14 protein-coding genes are annotated in these 13,028 nt (G+C 41.5%); 11 read left to right on the top strand and 3 right to left on the bottom strand.

Translation table 11 applies throughout. From position 1 onward, the window contains the following. Positions 1 to 9: 9 nt before the first annotated feature. Positions 10 to 1,326, top strand: a complete 1,317-nt coding sequence (locus LI126_RS12595) for a replication-associated recombination protein A (protein WP_118113627.1) — start codon at positions 10 to 12, stop codon at positions 1,324 to 1,326. Here the strand turns inward: LI126_RS12595 and LI126_RS12590 are convergent. Genes LI126_RS12590 through LI126_RS12580 form a run of 3 tightly spaced genes read right to left on the bottom strand, consistent with a single transcriptional unit; the run spans position 1,303 to position 3,905 of the window. Next, on the bottom strand, positions 1,303 to 1,815 hold the full coding sequence (locus LI126_RS12590; RefSeq protein ID WP_015528937.1) for a DUF4364 family protein: 513 nt from the start codon (positions 1,813 to 1,815) through the stop codon (positions 1,303 to 1,305). The two genes, LI126_RS12595 and LI126_RS12590, sit on opposite strands and share 24 nt — an antisense overlap. Continuing rightward, entirely contained in the window at positions 1,808 to 2,755 is a 948-nt protein-coding gene (locus tag LI126_RS12585; RefSeq protein ID WP_020436728.1) for a TIGR01212 family radical SAM protein, read from the bottom strand. Before LI126_RS12585 ends, LI126_RS12590 begins: the two co-directional genes overlap by 8 nt. 1 nt (position 2,756) lies before the next feature. After that, entirely contained in the window at positions 2,757 to 3,905 is a 1,149-nt protein-coding gene (locus LI126_RS12580; protein ID WP_015528939.1) for an NAD(P)-dependent malic enzyme, read from the bottom strand. A 264-nt stretch (positions 3,906 to 4,169) separates the two neighbouring features. Between LI126_RS12580 and rho the strand changes: the two genes are divergently transcribed. The 10 genes from rho to LI126_RS12530 all read left to right on the top strand — a co-directional run bounded on the left by rho (position 4,170) and on the right by LI126_RS12530 (position 13,004). Further along, positions 4,170 to 5,510, top strand: coding sequence for a transcription termination factor Rho (rho, locus tag LI126_RS12575; RefSeq protein WP_015528940.1), 1,341 nt, complete (start codon positions 4,170 to 4,172; stop codon positions 5,508 to 5,510). 91 nt (positions 5,511 to 5,601) lie between these two features. After that, complete coding sequence (rpmE, locus tag LI126_RS12570; RefSeq protein ID WP_005609529.1) at positions 5,602 to 5,802, top strand: 50S ribosomal protein L31; 201 nt, start codon at positions 5,602 to 5,604, stop codon at positions 5,800 to 5,802. Between the two features lie 63 nt (positions 5,803 to 5,865). Next, the gene (locus tag LI126_RS12565) at positions 5,866 to 6,786 is read left to right on the top strand and encodes a DUF1385 domain-containing protein (protein WP_015528941.1); all 921 of its coding nucleotides are present in this window, start codon (positions 5,866 to 5,868) and stop codon (positions 6,784 to 6,786) included. Continuing rightward, positions 6,783 to 7,721, top strand: a complete 939-nt coding sequence (gene prmC, locus LI126_RS12560; RefSeq protein ID WP_227165513.1) for a peptide chain release factor N(5)-glutamine methyltransferase — start codon at positions 6,783 to 6,785, stop codon at positions 7,719 to 7,721. The genes LI126_RS12565 and prmC overlap by 4 nt, the downstream gene beginning before the upstream one ends. Positions 7,722 to 7,761: 40 nt before the next feature. Next, positions 7,762 to 8,832: a peptide chain release factor 1 gene (gene prfA / locus LI126_RS12555; protein WP_055156208.1), complete on the top strand. Its 1,071-nt coding sequence runs from the start codon at positions 7,762 to 7,764 to the stop codon at positions 8,830 to 8,832. Between the two features lie 7 nt (positions 8,833 to 8,839). Continuing rightward, positions 8,840 to 9,745 (top strand): DUF2156 domain-containing protein, encoded by a 906-nt coding sequence (locus tag LI126_RS12550; protein ID WP_227165512.1) that lies wholly within the window; start codon positions 8,840 to 8,842, stop codon positions 9,743 to 9,745. Further along, positions 9,742 to 10,929, top strand: a complete 1,188-nt coding sequence (locus tag LI126_RS12545; RefSeq protein ID WP_020436733.1) for a pyridoxal phosphate-dependent aminotransferase — start codon at positions 9,742 to 9,744, stop codon at positions 10,927 to 10,929. Before LI126_RS12550 ends, LI126_RS12545 begins: the two co-directional genes overlap by 4 nt. A 10-nt stretch (positions 10,930 to 10,939) precedes the next feature. Beyond that, positions 10,940 to 12,007, top strand: coding sequence for a histidinol-phosphate transaminase (gene hisC / locus LI126_RS12540; RefSeq protein WP_227156677.1), 1,068 nt, complete (start codon positions 10,940 to 10,942; stop codon positions 12,005 to 12,007). A 4-nt stretch (positions 12,008 to 12,011) separates the two neighbouring features. Beyond that, the gene (locus tag LI126_RS12535) at positions 12,012 to 12,521 is read left to right on the top strand and encodes a COG2426 family protein (RefSeq protein WP_015528947.1); all 510 of its coding nucleotides are present in this window, start codon (positions 12,012 to 12,014) and stop codon (positions 12,519 to 12,521) included. A 27-nt stretch (positions 12,522 to 12,548) separates the two neighbouring features. Beyond that, positions 12,549 to 13,004, top strand: coding sequence for a hypothetical protein (locus LI126_RS12530; protein WP_055144435.1), 456 nt, complete (start codon positions 12,549 to 12,551; stop codon positions 13,002 to 13,004). The last annotated feature ends 24 nt before the right edge of the window (positions 13,005 to 13,028 follow it).

Raw genomic sequence — 13,028 nt, 5'->3', positions numbered from 1 at the left:
GAGAGAAAGATGGATTTATTTGATTATATGAGAGAGACAAATAAAGAGAAGGAATCTCCGCTTGCATCCAGGATGCGTCCGGTGACACTGGATGAAGTAGTGGGACAGAAGCATATTATAGGAAAAGATAAATTGCTTTACAGGGCAATTAAGGCAGATAAGCTGAGTTCTTTGATTTTTTACGGACCTCCGGGAACAGGAAAGACAACACTGGCAAAGGTGATCGCACATACAACCAGCGCAGAGTTCAAACAGATCAATGCGACAGTTGCCGGAAAGAAAGATATGGAAGAAGTAGTGAAAGAAGCAAAAGATCTGCAGGGAATGTATGGAAAAAAGACGATTCTTTTTATTGATGAGATTCATCGCTTTAATAAAGGGCAGCAGGATTATCTGCTTCCATTTGTGGAAGATGGAACGTTGATCCTGATTGGCGCAACAACGGAGAATCCTTATTTTGAGGTAAATGGAGCTTTGATTTCGAGATCAAGTATTTTTGAATTGCGTCCATTGGAGAAGACAGATATTAAGGAACTGCTTCTCCGTGCAGTGAATGATACTGAGAAAGGTCTTGGAAGCTTTCATGCAGTGATAGAAGATGATGCACTTGAATTTTTGGCAGATGTGTCAGGTGGAGATGCAAGAAACGCACTGAATGCGATTGAACTGGGTGTACTGACAACGGACAGAAGCGAAGATGGACAAATTCATATTACTCTGGATGTTGCGTCAGAATGCATCCAGAAACGAGTGGTGAATTATGACAAAAAAGGAGATAACCATTACGATATTATCTCTGCATTTATTAAGAGCATGCGCGGCTCAGATCCGGATGCAGCGGTCTTTTATCTTGCAAAGATGTTGTATGCAGGAGAAGATGTAAAGTTTATAGCGAGAAGAATTATGATCTGTGCATCGGAAGATGTTGGAAATGCGGATCCGATGGCACTTACTGTTGCGGTTGCGGCTGCACAGGCAGTTGAGCGGATCGGAATGCCGGAATCTCAGATCATTCTTTCGCAGGCGGTGACTTATGTGGCATCTGCGCCAAAGAGTAATTCTGCCGTTAATGCAATATTTGCAGCGAATGATGCAGTACGGAACAATAAAACAACGGTTCCGACACACCTTCAGGATGCACATTATAAAGGTGCACAGAAATTAGGACACGGAATAGGATATAAGTACGCACATGATTATCCAGATCATTATGTGGATCAGCAGTATCTTCCGGATGAAATAAAAGACGCCAGGTTCTATGAACCCGGCGACCTTGGTTATGAGAAACAGATCAAGGAGCGTTTACAGAAGCTGCGAGAGCAGTAAAGCGTAAATCTCCTGATTCTTTCGATTCCAGTTATTTACAATGGCTTCTGCCTCAGTCTGAGTTGGCACAGTGAGTGTCATATCAATGAGGTGGGAGCCATTTTCTAAAATCTGGCATTTTACTTCATATTCATGGTTTGTATTCAGATAGTAATCTGATTTAACAGAAACCTCTTCTTTCAGATCATATTTTTTCTCATTGATAAAATTATCAATTTCCTGACGAATCTCAGGAGAAATTTTATTTCTGAAATAGTTGATCGTAGCAGCTCCTTCTTCTGTGAGATTATAAAGCGTACGATTATGTGTCAGCTCAATTTTCAGAAGCCCGGAATCCGTTAATTCTGCAAGTGCAGACTGAAGACGAAAATAAGTTGTATACCCTTTATCCAGAATGAATTCTGATATCTGGGAAGTTGTAAGCGGAAAATCGACTCTATCCAACATGTACAACACGATCAGTTTATATAATGTAAATGTTTCAGCCATAATACTCCTTTCCCTGGTACAAGTCATGATCTTTCATATATTTGTGAATCTGATTTAAAACAGTTCGTTTTGCGCCTGTCCACAGAGGTGCGATCAAGAGATCCTTCGGTCCGTCACCGGTCAGTCGGTGAATGACGATTTCCGGACGCAAATGCTGGATACATTCAGTGAGCAGACGGATGTATTCGTCCGCATCCGGGATATGGAAAGCAGGACCGGTATAAGCAGGATCTGAAAGACATTTCTGATATTCAACTGCAAGATCAGTTCCTTTCAAAATGTGGAGAAGCTGCAACTTGATTCCGTCAATATTTGAATGATTCAAATATTCGATTGTCTCAAGCATCATTTCGTGAGTCTCTCCGGGCAGAAATAAAATGACATGTACGATAACAGTCAGATTCCGGCGTTTCAGTTCATGCACAGCAGTATCAAATACCTCTAAAGGATAGCCTCTGCGAATGTATCTGGCGGATTCTGGGTGAATGGTTTGAAGACCAAGTTCAACCCAGACGGGCTTGATCTGATTCAATTCATCTAAAAGTTCCAGAACATCAGAATCTAAACAGTCAGGGCGGGTTGCGATTGCAAGTACTTTCACATCGGGGTCCTCAATTGCTTCTGTAAAAACTTTCCGCAAATATTCTATGGGGGCATAGGTACTCGTAAAGGCCTGGAAATATGCGATATAAGCATGCACCGGACGCTTTCTGGCAAGAATGGCTTTCCCTTCTGCAAGCTGTTCTGTAATCGTTTTGCAGGCAGAACCGGCAAAATCTCCAGAACCCATACCACTGCAGAAAATACAGCCGCCATATCCGATCTTACCATCACGGTTCGGACAAGTCATACCGCCGTTCAATGCAATGCGATATACTTTCTCTCCAAACTGGGATTTCAGTGCATAGTCAAGAGAGTGGTAGCGCTTCTCTCCCCACATATTAGATTAAATCCTTAATTGCTTTGCTTACTGTGTCTGCTACACGAGGATCAAAGGCTTCCGGAAGAATGTTGTTTTCATTCAATTCTTCTTCCGGAACAAGACCTGCGATTGCATTGGCAGCGGCAAGTTTCATTTCTTCTGTAATCTGTGTGGCACGTCCTTCTAATGCACCTTTGAAAATACCAGGGAATGCAACAACATTGTTTACCTGGTTCGGGAAGTCAGAACGTCCTGTTCCGACAACTTTGGCACCTGCTTCTTTTGCAAGGTCAGGCATGATCTCCGGTACAGGGTTTGCCATGGCGAACAGAATCGCATCCTTATTCATGGAAGCAACCATCTCTTTAGAAACAATATTCGGAGCAGAAACACCAACGAAAATGTCAGCACCTTTTAATGCATCGGCAAGTGTTCCTGTGCGTTCTTCCAGATTTGTAACTTCAGTCATCTGCTGCTGCATCCAGTTCAGGTTCGGTGAGTTCTTGGAAATGATTCCGTTGATGTCACACATTGTAATATGAGGGAAACCATAAGTGAGAAGCAGCTTTGTGATAGCAACTCCGGCAGATCCGGCTCCATTCACTACAACACGGCAATCTTCCTTTTTCTTTCCAGTTACTTTCAGGGCATTGATGATTCCGGCGAGGACAACGATAGCTGTTCCGTGCTGGTCATCATGGAAAACCGGAATGTTCAGAAGTTCTTTCAGGCGTGTTTCGATTTCAAAACAGCGTGGAGCTGAAATATCTTCCAGGTTGATTCCGCCGAAAGCCGGTGCGATGTTGACTACAGATTTAATGATCTCTTCTGTGTCCTGTGTATCCAGACAGATCGGAACTGCATTGACACCACCGAATTCCTTGAACAGGACCGCTTTTCCCTCCATAACCGGCATAGCAGCAAGTGCACCGATGTTTCCAAGACCAAGAACAGCGCTTCCGTCAGATACAACAGCAACTGTATTGGCTTTCATAGTGTATTTATATGCGGCTTCAGGATCCTGTGCAATCACCTTACAAGGTTCAGCAACACCCGGAGTATAAGCGATGGCAAGATCTTCTCTTGAGTTGACATGCGCCTTTGCAGTTGTCTCTATCTTACCATTCCATTCTTCATGCATTTTTAAAGCTTTTTCATTGTTTGTCATGATTTTATACCTCTCTGATTTGATTGAATTAATGATACCACTGAAAAAGGAAACACGCAAGTACAGGAAAACAGAGAAAAGTTCAAAAAGTTCTTTCTTTTTAGAAAAATATACTGTATAATAACACCATATTTAAAGCAAATTTCCATTAAAGTCGAATCAGACTTGTATTCCCGAAGTATGAATGAATAATCCAGTATGTGAAAAGGGCACATGTGAAGTGGATTGACAGAACAAATTTACCTGAAAAGAAAGGAAAAGAATATGACACGAGAAAAATATGAATCATTGCCGCTGGCAACATTGAAAGAACTTGCAAAAGCAAGAAAGATGAGAGGTGTTTCTACATTAAAGAAAGGCGATCTGATCGATGCAATGCTTGAGCTGGATGAGCAGGAAGAGCAGAAAGAGGCAGCAGAAGAAGCGAGAGAAGAAGTAAAAGAAGAGAAAAAAGAAGAGACAGATATTGAACAGCTGGACAGTGGTTTTACAGCAAACGGAATTCTTGAGGTGCTTCAGGATGGATATGGATTCATTCGTTCTGACAATTATCTTCCGGGAGATGGAGATGTCTATGTTGCTCCTTCCCAGATTCGCAGATTCGGACTTAAAACAGGCGATATCCTGACAGGAAATACAAGAGTTAAGACGCAGGGAGAAAAGTTCAGTGCACTTCTTTATGTGTCTACGATCAATGGACTGCGCCCGGCAGAGGCAATGAAGAGAAAGAACTTTGAAGACCTGACTCCGATTTTCCCGAATCAGAGAATCCGTCTGGAGAATCCGGGCTGTACAACAGCAATGCGTATTGTTGATCTTGTTTCCCCTATTGGAAAGGGACAGAGAGGTATGATCGTATCTCCACCGAAAGCAGGAAAAACTACATTATTAAAAGAAGTTGCATTATCTGTACAGAAGACAGAACCGAATATGCATCTTCTGATTCTGTTGATCGATGAACGTCCGGAAGAGGTAACTGATATTCGTGAGGCAATTGAAGGTCCGAATGTAGAGGTGATTCATTCTACATTTGATGAACTTCCAGAGCATCACAAACGAGTATCAGAAATGGTTATCTCAAGAGCAAAACGTCTGGTAGAGCATGGAAAAGACGTTATGATTCTTCTTGACAGCATCACAAGACTTTCAAGAGCATATAACCTGATCGTTCCACCATCAGGAAGAACACTTTCCGGCGGCCTTGATCCGGCAGCACTTTACAGTCCAAAGCGTTTCTTCGGAGCAGCAAGAAATATGAGAGAAGGTGGAAGCCTTACGATTCTTGCAACAGCACTGGTTGATACAGGAAGCAAGATGGATGATGTTGTTTATGAAGAATTTAAGGGGACAGGTAACATGGAACTGATGCTTGACAGAAAGCTTCAGGAGAAAAGAGTGTTCCCGGCAATTGATATTCCAAAATCAGGAACAAGAAGAGAAGATCTTCTTCTTACAAAGGAAGAACAGGATGCAGTTTATATTATGAGAAAAGCAATGAACGGCATGAAATCAGAAGAGGCAGTGGACAATCTTTTGAATATGTTTTCCCGTACAAAAACAAACGAAGAGCTTGTTCAGCAGATCATCCGTCAGAAATTTATCTAAAAAGGTGTTGCATTATTAAAAAATGTGTGATACAATTAGAAAGCTGTTTAGAGAAAATAATAAGTAATTTAAAAATAGAGAGGTGAAAATCATGCGCGAAGGTATCCATCCTAATTATTATCAGGCAACTGTAACATGCAACTGTGGAAACACATTTGTTACAGGATCTACAAAGGAGAACATCCACGTAGAAATCTGCTCCAAGTGTCATCCATTCTACACAGGTCAGCAGAAAGCAACACAGGCTCGTGGCCGTGTTGATAAGTTCAATAAGAAATACGGTATTAAATAAGAAATACGAAGTGATGAGGGCTGAGGTGGAAATCTCAGTCCTCTTTGTGTTTAGGAGAAATATATGAAATCATCGAATATAGGCGGCCAGGCAGTGCTGGAAGGCATTATGATGAAGAATCGGGAAACATATTCCGTTGCCGTCCGGAAACCAGATGGAGAGATTGAAGTTGATATTCAGGAATACAAAGGAGTTCTCCCATGGAAGGCACCGCAAAAGATTCCTTTCATTCGGGGGATTTTTAATTTTGTGGATTCTCTTGTGCTGGGAATGAAGACATTGACTTATTCTGCAAGTTTTTTTGAAGACGAGGAAGAAGAAATTCTTACAGAAGATGAGGCAAGAAAGCAGGAGAAGAAGGAAAAACTGATCATGAATCTGACAGTTGTGGTTTCTGTCTTAATTGCGGTTGGTATTTTTATGGTTCTTCCGTATTATCTGAGTAGTATTATAGAAAAGCATACCTCTTCACATCTTGTGATGACTGTTTTAGAAGGTGTGATCCGCGTTGCTATTTTCCTGATCTATATTGTTCTGATTTCCAGAACAAAGGATATTAAGAGAACATTTATGTATCACGGGGCAGAGCATAAATGTATTAATTGCATCGAACATGGATTGGAATTAAATGTAGAAAATGTACGGAAGAGTTCCAAACAACATAAGAGATGTGGAACGAGCTTTCTTTTCTTTGTCATGATCGTAAGCATTATTGTCTGCTTTTTTATTACGGCAAAGTCCCAGATTGTGAGAGTACTTCTTCGGATCGCCCTGCTTCCGTTGATTGCAGGAATCTCTTATGAATTGATCCGTCTGGCAGGAAACAGCGATCATCCGGTAATCAATGTACTTAGTAAACCGGGACTCTGGGTTCAGAATCTGACAACAAAGGAACCGGATGACAGTATGATCGAGGTTGGGATCAAAGCAGTGGAAGCAGTGTTTGACTGGAAGACATGGCAGGAGGAGAACCTGAAGCAATGAGAACAGAATCAGACAAGAGGACAGTGTATAAAACAGATTGCAGCGATTCAATAAGTTTGAAAAATGCATATAAAGAAGGAAAAGAAATTCTTGCGAAAGCAGGAATTACAGAGGCAGATCTGGATGCGTGGTATCTGTTGGAATTTGTGACAGGGATTACGAAAGCTCGCTATTATATGGATCCGGATCAGAGCATGGATCCGGATCCATGGAAAAAGTATAAAGAATATCTTGAAAAAAGAAGAAACCATATTCCATTGCAGCATATTACAGGAAGTCAGGAATTTATGGGGCTTGAATTTCTGGTGAATGAACATGTGCTGATTCCAAGACAAGATACAGAGGTGCTTGTGGAAGAGGCACTGGAGATGATGAAACAAGAGATATTCAGATCAAAAGGTTGTTTGCAACTGTTGGATATGTGTACCGGGTCAGGATGTATTCTTCTGAGCGTAATGCATTATGCAGAACAAAAGGGTATAGTTATAGAAGGAACAGGTGTTGACTTTTCGGAGCAGGCTCTTATGGTAGCACAGAAAAATGAAAAACATTTGAGAAGCACGAAAAAGGATGAGAATGGAAAAGTGAACTGGATTTTGAGTGATCTTTTTGAAAATGTCAGTGAAACCTATGATATGATCTTATCAAACCCACCTTATATCAGAACAGCAGAAATTGAGAAGCTTCAAGACGAAGTGAAACTTCACGATCCATTCAGTGCATTGGATGGGAAAGAAGACGGATTGTATTTCTACCGGAAGATTGTTACTGATGCAAAACAATTCCTGAAAACAGGAGGAATACTTGCTTTCGAGATTGGATATGACCAGGGCAAAGAAGTTTCTGATCTTATGAAAAAAGCAGGATATGACAAGGTGTTCGTAAAAAAGGACCTGGCAGGACTTGACCGCATCGTCTGTGGCGTGTACTATTAAAAAGATAAAGAAGATAAAAAATAGAAGAGGATATAGAACTATGTTTGACAGATTAGAGGATTTGGTAATTCGTTACCAGGAAGTAATGGGTGAACTTCAGGAGCCGGATGTGGCGAATGATCCGGAACGTTTCCGTAAGCTGATGAAAGAGCAGAGTGATCTTGCACCAATCGTTGAAGCTTATCAGGAATATAAGAACTGTAAGCAGAATGTAGAAGAGAGTCTGATGATCCTGGAAGAAGAATCAGATGAAGAGATGCGTGAGCTTGCAAAAGAAGAGTTGAATGAATCTAAAGCCAGAATTGAAGAATTGGAGCAGGAACTTAAGATTCTTCTTCTTCCGAAGGATCCGAATGATGATAAGAACGTTATCGTTGAGATCCGTGCCGGTGCAGGTGGAGATGAGGCTGCACTTTTTGCGGCAGAAGTTTATCGTATGTATGTGCATTATGCAGACAGCCGCAGATGGAAGACAGAGATGATCTCTCTGAATGAGAATGGAATCGGCGGATTTAAAGAGTGTGTATTCATGATCACAGGACAGGGAGCATATTCCCGTATGAAGTACGAAAGTGGAGTACATCGTGTACAGCGTGTGCCGGAGACAGAAAGTGGCGGAAGAATTCATACTTCAACAATTACTGTAGCCGTAATGCCTGAGGCAGAAGAAGTTGATGTTGTAATCGATGAGAAGGATATCCGTATCGATGTAATGCGTGCATCAGGAAACGGTGGACAGTGTGTCAATACAACGGACTCTGCTGTACGACTGACTCATTACCCGACCGGAATCGTGATCTACAGCCAGACAGAGAAATCACAGCTGCAGAATAAAGAGAAGGCATTTCGACTGCTTCGTTCCAAACTGTATGACCTGGAGCTTGAGAAGAAACAGGCTTCTGAGGCAGCAGAGAGAAGAAGCCAGATCGGTACAGGAGACCGTTCTGAAAAGATCAGAACATATAACTTCCCACAGGGAAGAGTAACAGATCACAGAATCAAGCTGACACTTCATAAACTGGATAGCATTCTGAATGGTGATCTGGATGAAGTGATCGACAGCCTGATTGCAGCGGATCAGACAGCGAAGCTTGCAAAGATGGAGGAGTAGTACAAGAATGATACCGGAATTCAAACGACCGGAACTGGAAGACAAAGAACTGATTGACTATTATTTTGCACAGGCTCCAAGCAGAAGCTGTGAGAGAACATTTGCGAATGTATATCTCTGGTCCAGACAGTATAAAGTGAAATATGCAATCCTTCATGATGCACTTGTATTTCGTGATGAAGGAGACGGACATACTTATGCTTATCCTGTAGGAAAGCCGGAAGCAGTCAAAGCTGCATTGGAAGAATTGATGAAGATCTGCGAGGATGAAGACTGTGAATTCGGTCTTTACTGTGTGACACCGGAGAATTTTTCACAGATGGAAGAGTGGTATCCGGGACAATTCCGGATTGAATATGACAGAGATCAGGCAGATTACATCTATGAGACGGAGAAGCTTGCAACACTTGCAGGAAAGAAGCTTCACGGAAAGCGAAACCATATTAATAAGTTTAAGCAGCTTTATCCGGACTGGTCTTACGAATCACTCAGTGATGAGAATGTAGAAGCGTGCTTTCAGATGGCTCTGAAGTGGAGAAATTCGAATGGATGCAATGATGATCCTGAGAAGAACGCAGAGATGTGCGTTTCGTTGAATTCCCTCCGTTTATACAAAGAACTCGGCTTTAAAGGCGGAGTGTTGAGAAATGGCGAAAAAATTGTTGCTTTTACAGTAGGGGAAGAACTGTGCAAGGATACATTTGTTGTTCATATTGAGAAAGCATTTGCAGATGTACAGGGAGCATACCCTATGATTAATCAGCAGTTTGTTGAACATGAATGTATGGATTACACTTATGTGAACAGAGAAGATGATGCCGGGGAAGAAGGACTCCGTAAGGCAAAATTATCTTATCGTCCGGCTTTTTTGGAAGAGAAAGGGTTTGTGACAAGAATAGGAGGACAGCAATGATTTCAAAAAAAATGGAAAACATGGTAGCGAACAGTTCTGCAATCCGTGCGATGTTTGAAGAGGGCAACCGTCTTGCAGCAAAATACGGAGCAGAGAATGTATTTGACTTCAGTTTGGGAAATCCGAATGTTCCGGCACCGGAAGCGGTAAAGAAAGCAATGATCGAGATCCTTTCCGAAGAGGATCCAATCGTGCTTCACGGTTATACGAACAGCAATGCAGGTTATGAGGATGTGAGACAGGCAGTTGCTGATTCCTTAAATGAACGCTTTGGAACAAACTTTGCTTCCCGCAATATTACGATGACAGTCGGAGCAGCAGGAGGTCTTAATGTGATTTTGAAATCACTGCTGAATCCAGGTGATGAAGTTGTTGTGTTTGCTCCTTATTTTGGAGAATACAGAAGCTATACGGATAATTATGACGGTGTGATCGTTGAGATATCTCCGGATACAGAGACATTCCAGCCAAAGCTTGATGAGTTTGAGAAAAAGCTGTCGCCAAAGACAAAAGCAGTCATCGTTAATACGCCGAATAATCCGACAGGTGTTGTTTATTCCGAAGAGACGATCCAGAAGCTGGCAGCGATTCTTGAGAAGAAACAGAAAGAATTTGGAACAGAGATTTATCTGATTTCAGATGAACCATACAGAGAACTTGCTTATGACGGAGTGGAAGTTCCATATCTCACAAAGTATTATGCAAATACAGTTGTAGGATATTCTTTCAGTAAATCACTTTCTCTTCCGGGAGAACGTATCGGTTATCTTGTAATTCCGGATGAAGTGGCAGACAGTGAGAAACTGAACGCCGCAGCTAACGTTGCAACGAGAATTCTTGGATTTGTCAATGCACCGACACTGCAGCAGAAAGTGGTGAAGGCATGTCTGAATGAGAAGACAGATATTTCATATTATGACAGAAACAGAGAGACTCTTTATAATGGATTGAAAGAACTTGGATTTGAGTGCATCAAACCGGAAGGAGCATTTTATCTCTTTGTAAAATCACCGGTTGCAGATGAAAAAGAATTTTGTAATACCGCGAAGAAATACAATATTCTGATCGTTCCGGGAAGCTCTTTTGGATGTCCCGGATATGTCAGAATGGCGTATTGTGTAGCATATGAAACAATTGTAAATGCACTTCCCAAATTTGCGGAGCTTGCGAGAGAGTATAGATAGAGGTAGTACCATGGCTGTAAGAGAAGAACTTTTGAGAAATATACGTAGCGTAGAACCATATGTACCGGGCGAGCAGCCACAGCATAAGGTTGTGAAACTGAATACAAATGAGAATCCATATCCACCGGCACCGGGAGTGGAACGTGTTCTGAAAGAGATGGACACAGACCGTTTTCGCCTGTATCCAGATCCAACTGCGGACGAACTCGTTGGAAGTCTCGCAGATTATTATGGTGTAGGGAAAGACCAGGTCTTTGTAGGAGTTGGATCTGATGATGTGATTTCGATGTGTTTCCTTACATTTTTTAATTCAGATCTCCCAATTCTCTTCCCGGATATTACATATTCGTTTTATAAAGTCTGGGCAGAATTATATCGGATTCCTTATCACTGTCCAGAACTTGATGAAAACTTTAAGATTGTGAAAGAGGATTATTATGCTGAAAACGGCGGAATTATTTTCCCGAATCCAAATGCGCCGACAGCAATTTATGAAGATCTTGAATTTGTAGAAGATATCTTAAAGCAGAACAGGAATTCTATCGTGATCGTAGATGAGGCGTATATTGATTTTGCGGGAAGATCTGCGATGGAACTGATCGATAAATATGATAATCTTATTGTGACACAGACTTTCTCAAAGGCAAGAAGTATGGCTGGTATGCGAATCGGATATGCAATCTCGAATCCAGATCTGATCCGCTGCCTGAATGATGTGAAATATTCTTTTAACTCTTATACGATGAATCAGACAGCTCTTGCCTGTGGTGTGGAAGCGGTTGAAGACAAGGCATATTTTGAAGAAGGAGTTCGTAAAATAGTTGAAACAAGAGAATGGGCAAAAGAAGAGCTCAGGAAACTTGGTTTTGTTTTCCCGGATGCAAAGGCGAATTTTATTTTCGCAAGACATCCAGAGGTTGATGCGAATGAACTTTTCCAGGCTTTGAAAGAGAATAATATCTTTGTCAGACATTGGAATGCACCACGAATCGATCAGTATCTGAGAATTACAATTGGTACAAGAGAAGAGATGGAGAGGCTTTTTGATTTTTTGAGAACATATATAAAGGAGAAATAACTGAATGAGTGAAGCTTTGATCAACTGGTTTATGGTGACACTGGGCGGAAAGGTCGGTAAGGAATTTATTCTCTTCCTGATCTCAATGGTTCCGATTCTGGAATTGCGTGGAGGACTGCTTGCAGCAGGACCGGCATTTTTGAATGTGGAACTTGCAAAAGCAGTACCTATCTGTGTGATTGGAAATCTTGTTCCAATTCCATTCATCCTTTTACTGATTACAAAGATCTTTGACTGGATGAAAGGAACGAAGCGTTTGAAGCCGATGGTGGAGAAGCTGGAGAAGAAGGCAATGAGTAAAAGTGACAAGATAGAGAAATATGAATTCTGGGGTCTTGTACTTTTTGTTGGAATTCCTCTTCCTGGAACAGGAGCGTGGACAGGATCACTGATCGCAGCTCTGCTTGGAATCCGCTTTAGAAAAGCTTTTCCGGCAGTTGTTGTTGGTGTCTGCCTCGCAGCATTTATTATGTCAGTCATTTCTTATGGAATTATTGGCGGTATTTTTGGATAAGATAAATATGCAAAGGAAGTGATTCTTATGTTACTGAAAGATAATGAAGAAAAGAGAAATATAGCCTGGAGAACAGTTATGACGGTTACTTCAGTTCTGATTATTCTGATCGTTGTTTTTTTCGCTGTGAAGCTTTTTACTTCCAATCCTCTGACAGGAAATTGGGAGAACACAGATGATGGAATGAAGTTGACGATCAAGAATAACGGAACAATGGATATTGTGCAGACTTTGGACGAGAGTACAGTCAGCGTTCCTGTTGATTATACAATTGATATGGAACATAAGCGTTTTGCAATTCATGTGAACGAAGAAAAGATAGCAAAACAGGCTGAAAAAACAAAAGACTGTTCCAAACAGGAGCTTCAGGATATTGCGGATGTGATGGAAGGAGCTTACGAATACAGCGTGGAACAGAACGTACTGACACTGACTGATTCAGAATATGGAAGTCAGAAGACATTTGAAAAAAGTGGAAAGTAAACGGTGATTCTGCCTCAGCAGATG

The organism is Mediterraneibacter sp. 210702-DFI.5.30, assembly GCF_020560115.1.
GTDB classification, from domain to species: domain Bacteria; phylum Bacillota; class Clostridia; order Lachnospirales; family Lachnospiraceae; genus Mediterraneibacter; species Mediterraneibacter faecis.
Note: the sequence above shows the minus strand (reverse complement) of the source record. Positions and strands in the feature narration are given on the sequence as shown.

What these genes read in the sequence shown, in the direction of transcription:
- hisC (WP_227156677.1), top strand. Translation starts at nt 10,940, where the DNA reads ATGGCTGTAAGAGAAGAACTTTTGAGAAATATACGTAGCGTAGAACCA.
- rho (WP_015528940.1), top strand. Translation starts at nt 4,170, where the DNA reads ATGACACGAGAAAAATATGAATCATTGCCGCTGGCAACATTGAAAGAA.
- prmC (WP_227165513.1), top strand. Translation starts at nt 6,783, where the DNA reads ATGAGAACAGAATCAGACAAGAGGACAGTGTATAAAACAGATTGCAGC.
- LI126_RS12530 (WP_055144435.1), top strand. Translation starts at nt 12,549, where the DNA reads ATGTTACTGAAAGATAATGAAGAAAAGAGAAATATAGCCTGGAGAACA.
- LI126_RS12585 (WP_020436728.1), bottom strand. Translation starts at nt 2,755, where the DNA reads ATGTGGGGAGAGAAGCGCTACCACTCTCTTGACTATGCACTGAAATCC.
- LI126_RS12550 (WP_227165512.1), top strand. Translation starts at nt 8,840, where the DNA reads ATGATACCGGAATTCAAACGACCGGAACTGGAAGACAAAGAACTGATT.
- LI126_RS12545 (WP_020436733.1), top strand. Translation starts at nt 9,742, where the DNA reads ATGATTTCAAAAAAAATGGAAAACATGGTAGCGAACAGTTCTGCAATC.
- LI126_RS12580 (WP_015528939.1), bottom strand. Translation starts at nt 3,905, where the DNA reads ATGACAAACAATGAAAAAGCTTTAAAAATGCATGAAGAATGGAATGGT.
- LI126_RS12565 (WP_015528941.1), top strand. Translation starts at nt 5,866, where the DNA reads ATGAAATCATCGAATATAGGCGGCCAGGCAGTGCTGGAAGGCATTATG.
- LI126_RS12595 (WP_118113627.1), top strand. Translation starts at nt 10, where the DNA reads ATGGATTTATTTGATTATATGAGAGAGACAAATAAAGAGAAGGAATCT.
- LI126_RS12535 (WP_015528947.1), top strand. Translation starts at nt 12,012, where the DNA reads ATGAGTGAAGCTTTGATCAACTGGTTTATGGTGACACTGGGCGGAAAG.
- LI126_RS12590 (WP_015528937.1), bottom strand. Translation starts at nt 1,815, where the DNA reads ATGGCTGAAACATTTACATTATATAAACTGATCGTGTTGTACATGTTG.
- rpmE (WP_005609529.1), top strand. Translation starts at nt 5,602, where the DNA reads ATGCGCGAAGGTATCCATCCTAATTATTATCAGGCAACTGTAACATGC.
- prfA (WP_055156208.1), top strand. Translation starts at nt 7,762, where the DNA reads ATGTTTGACAGATTAGAGGATTTGGTAATTCGTTACCAGGAAGTAATG.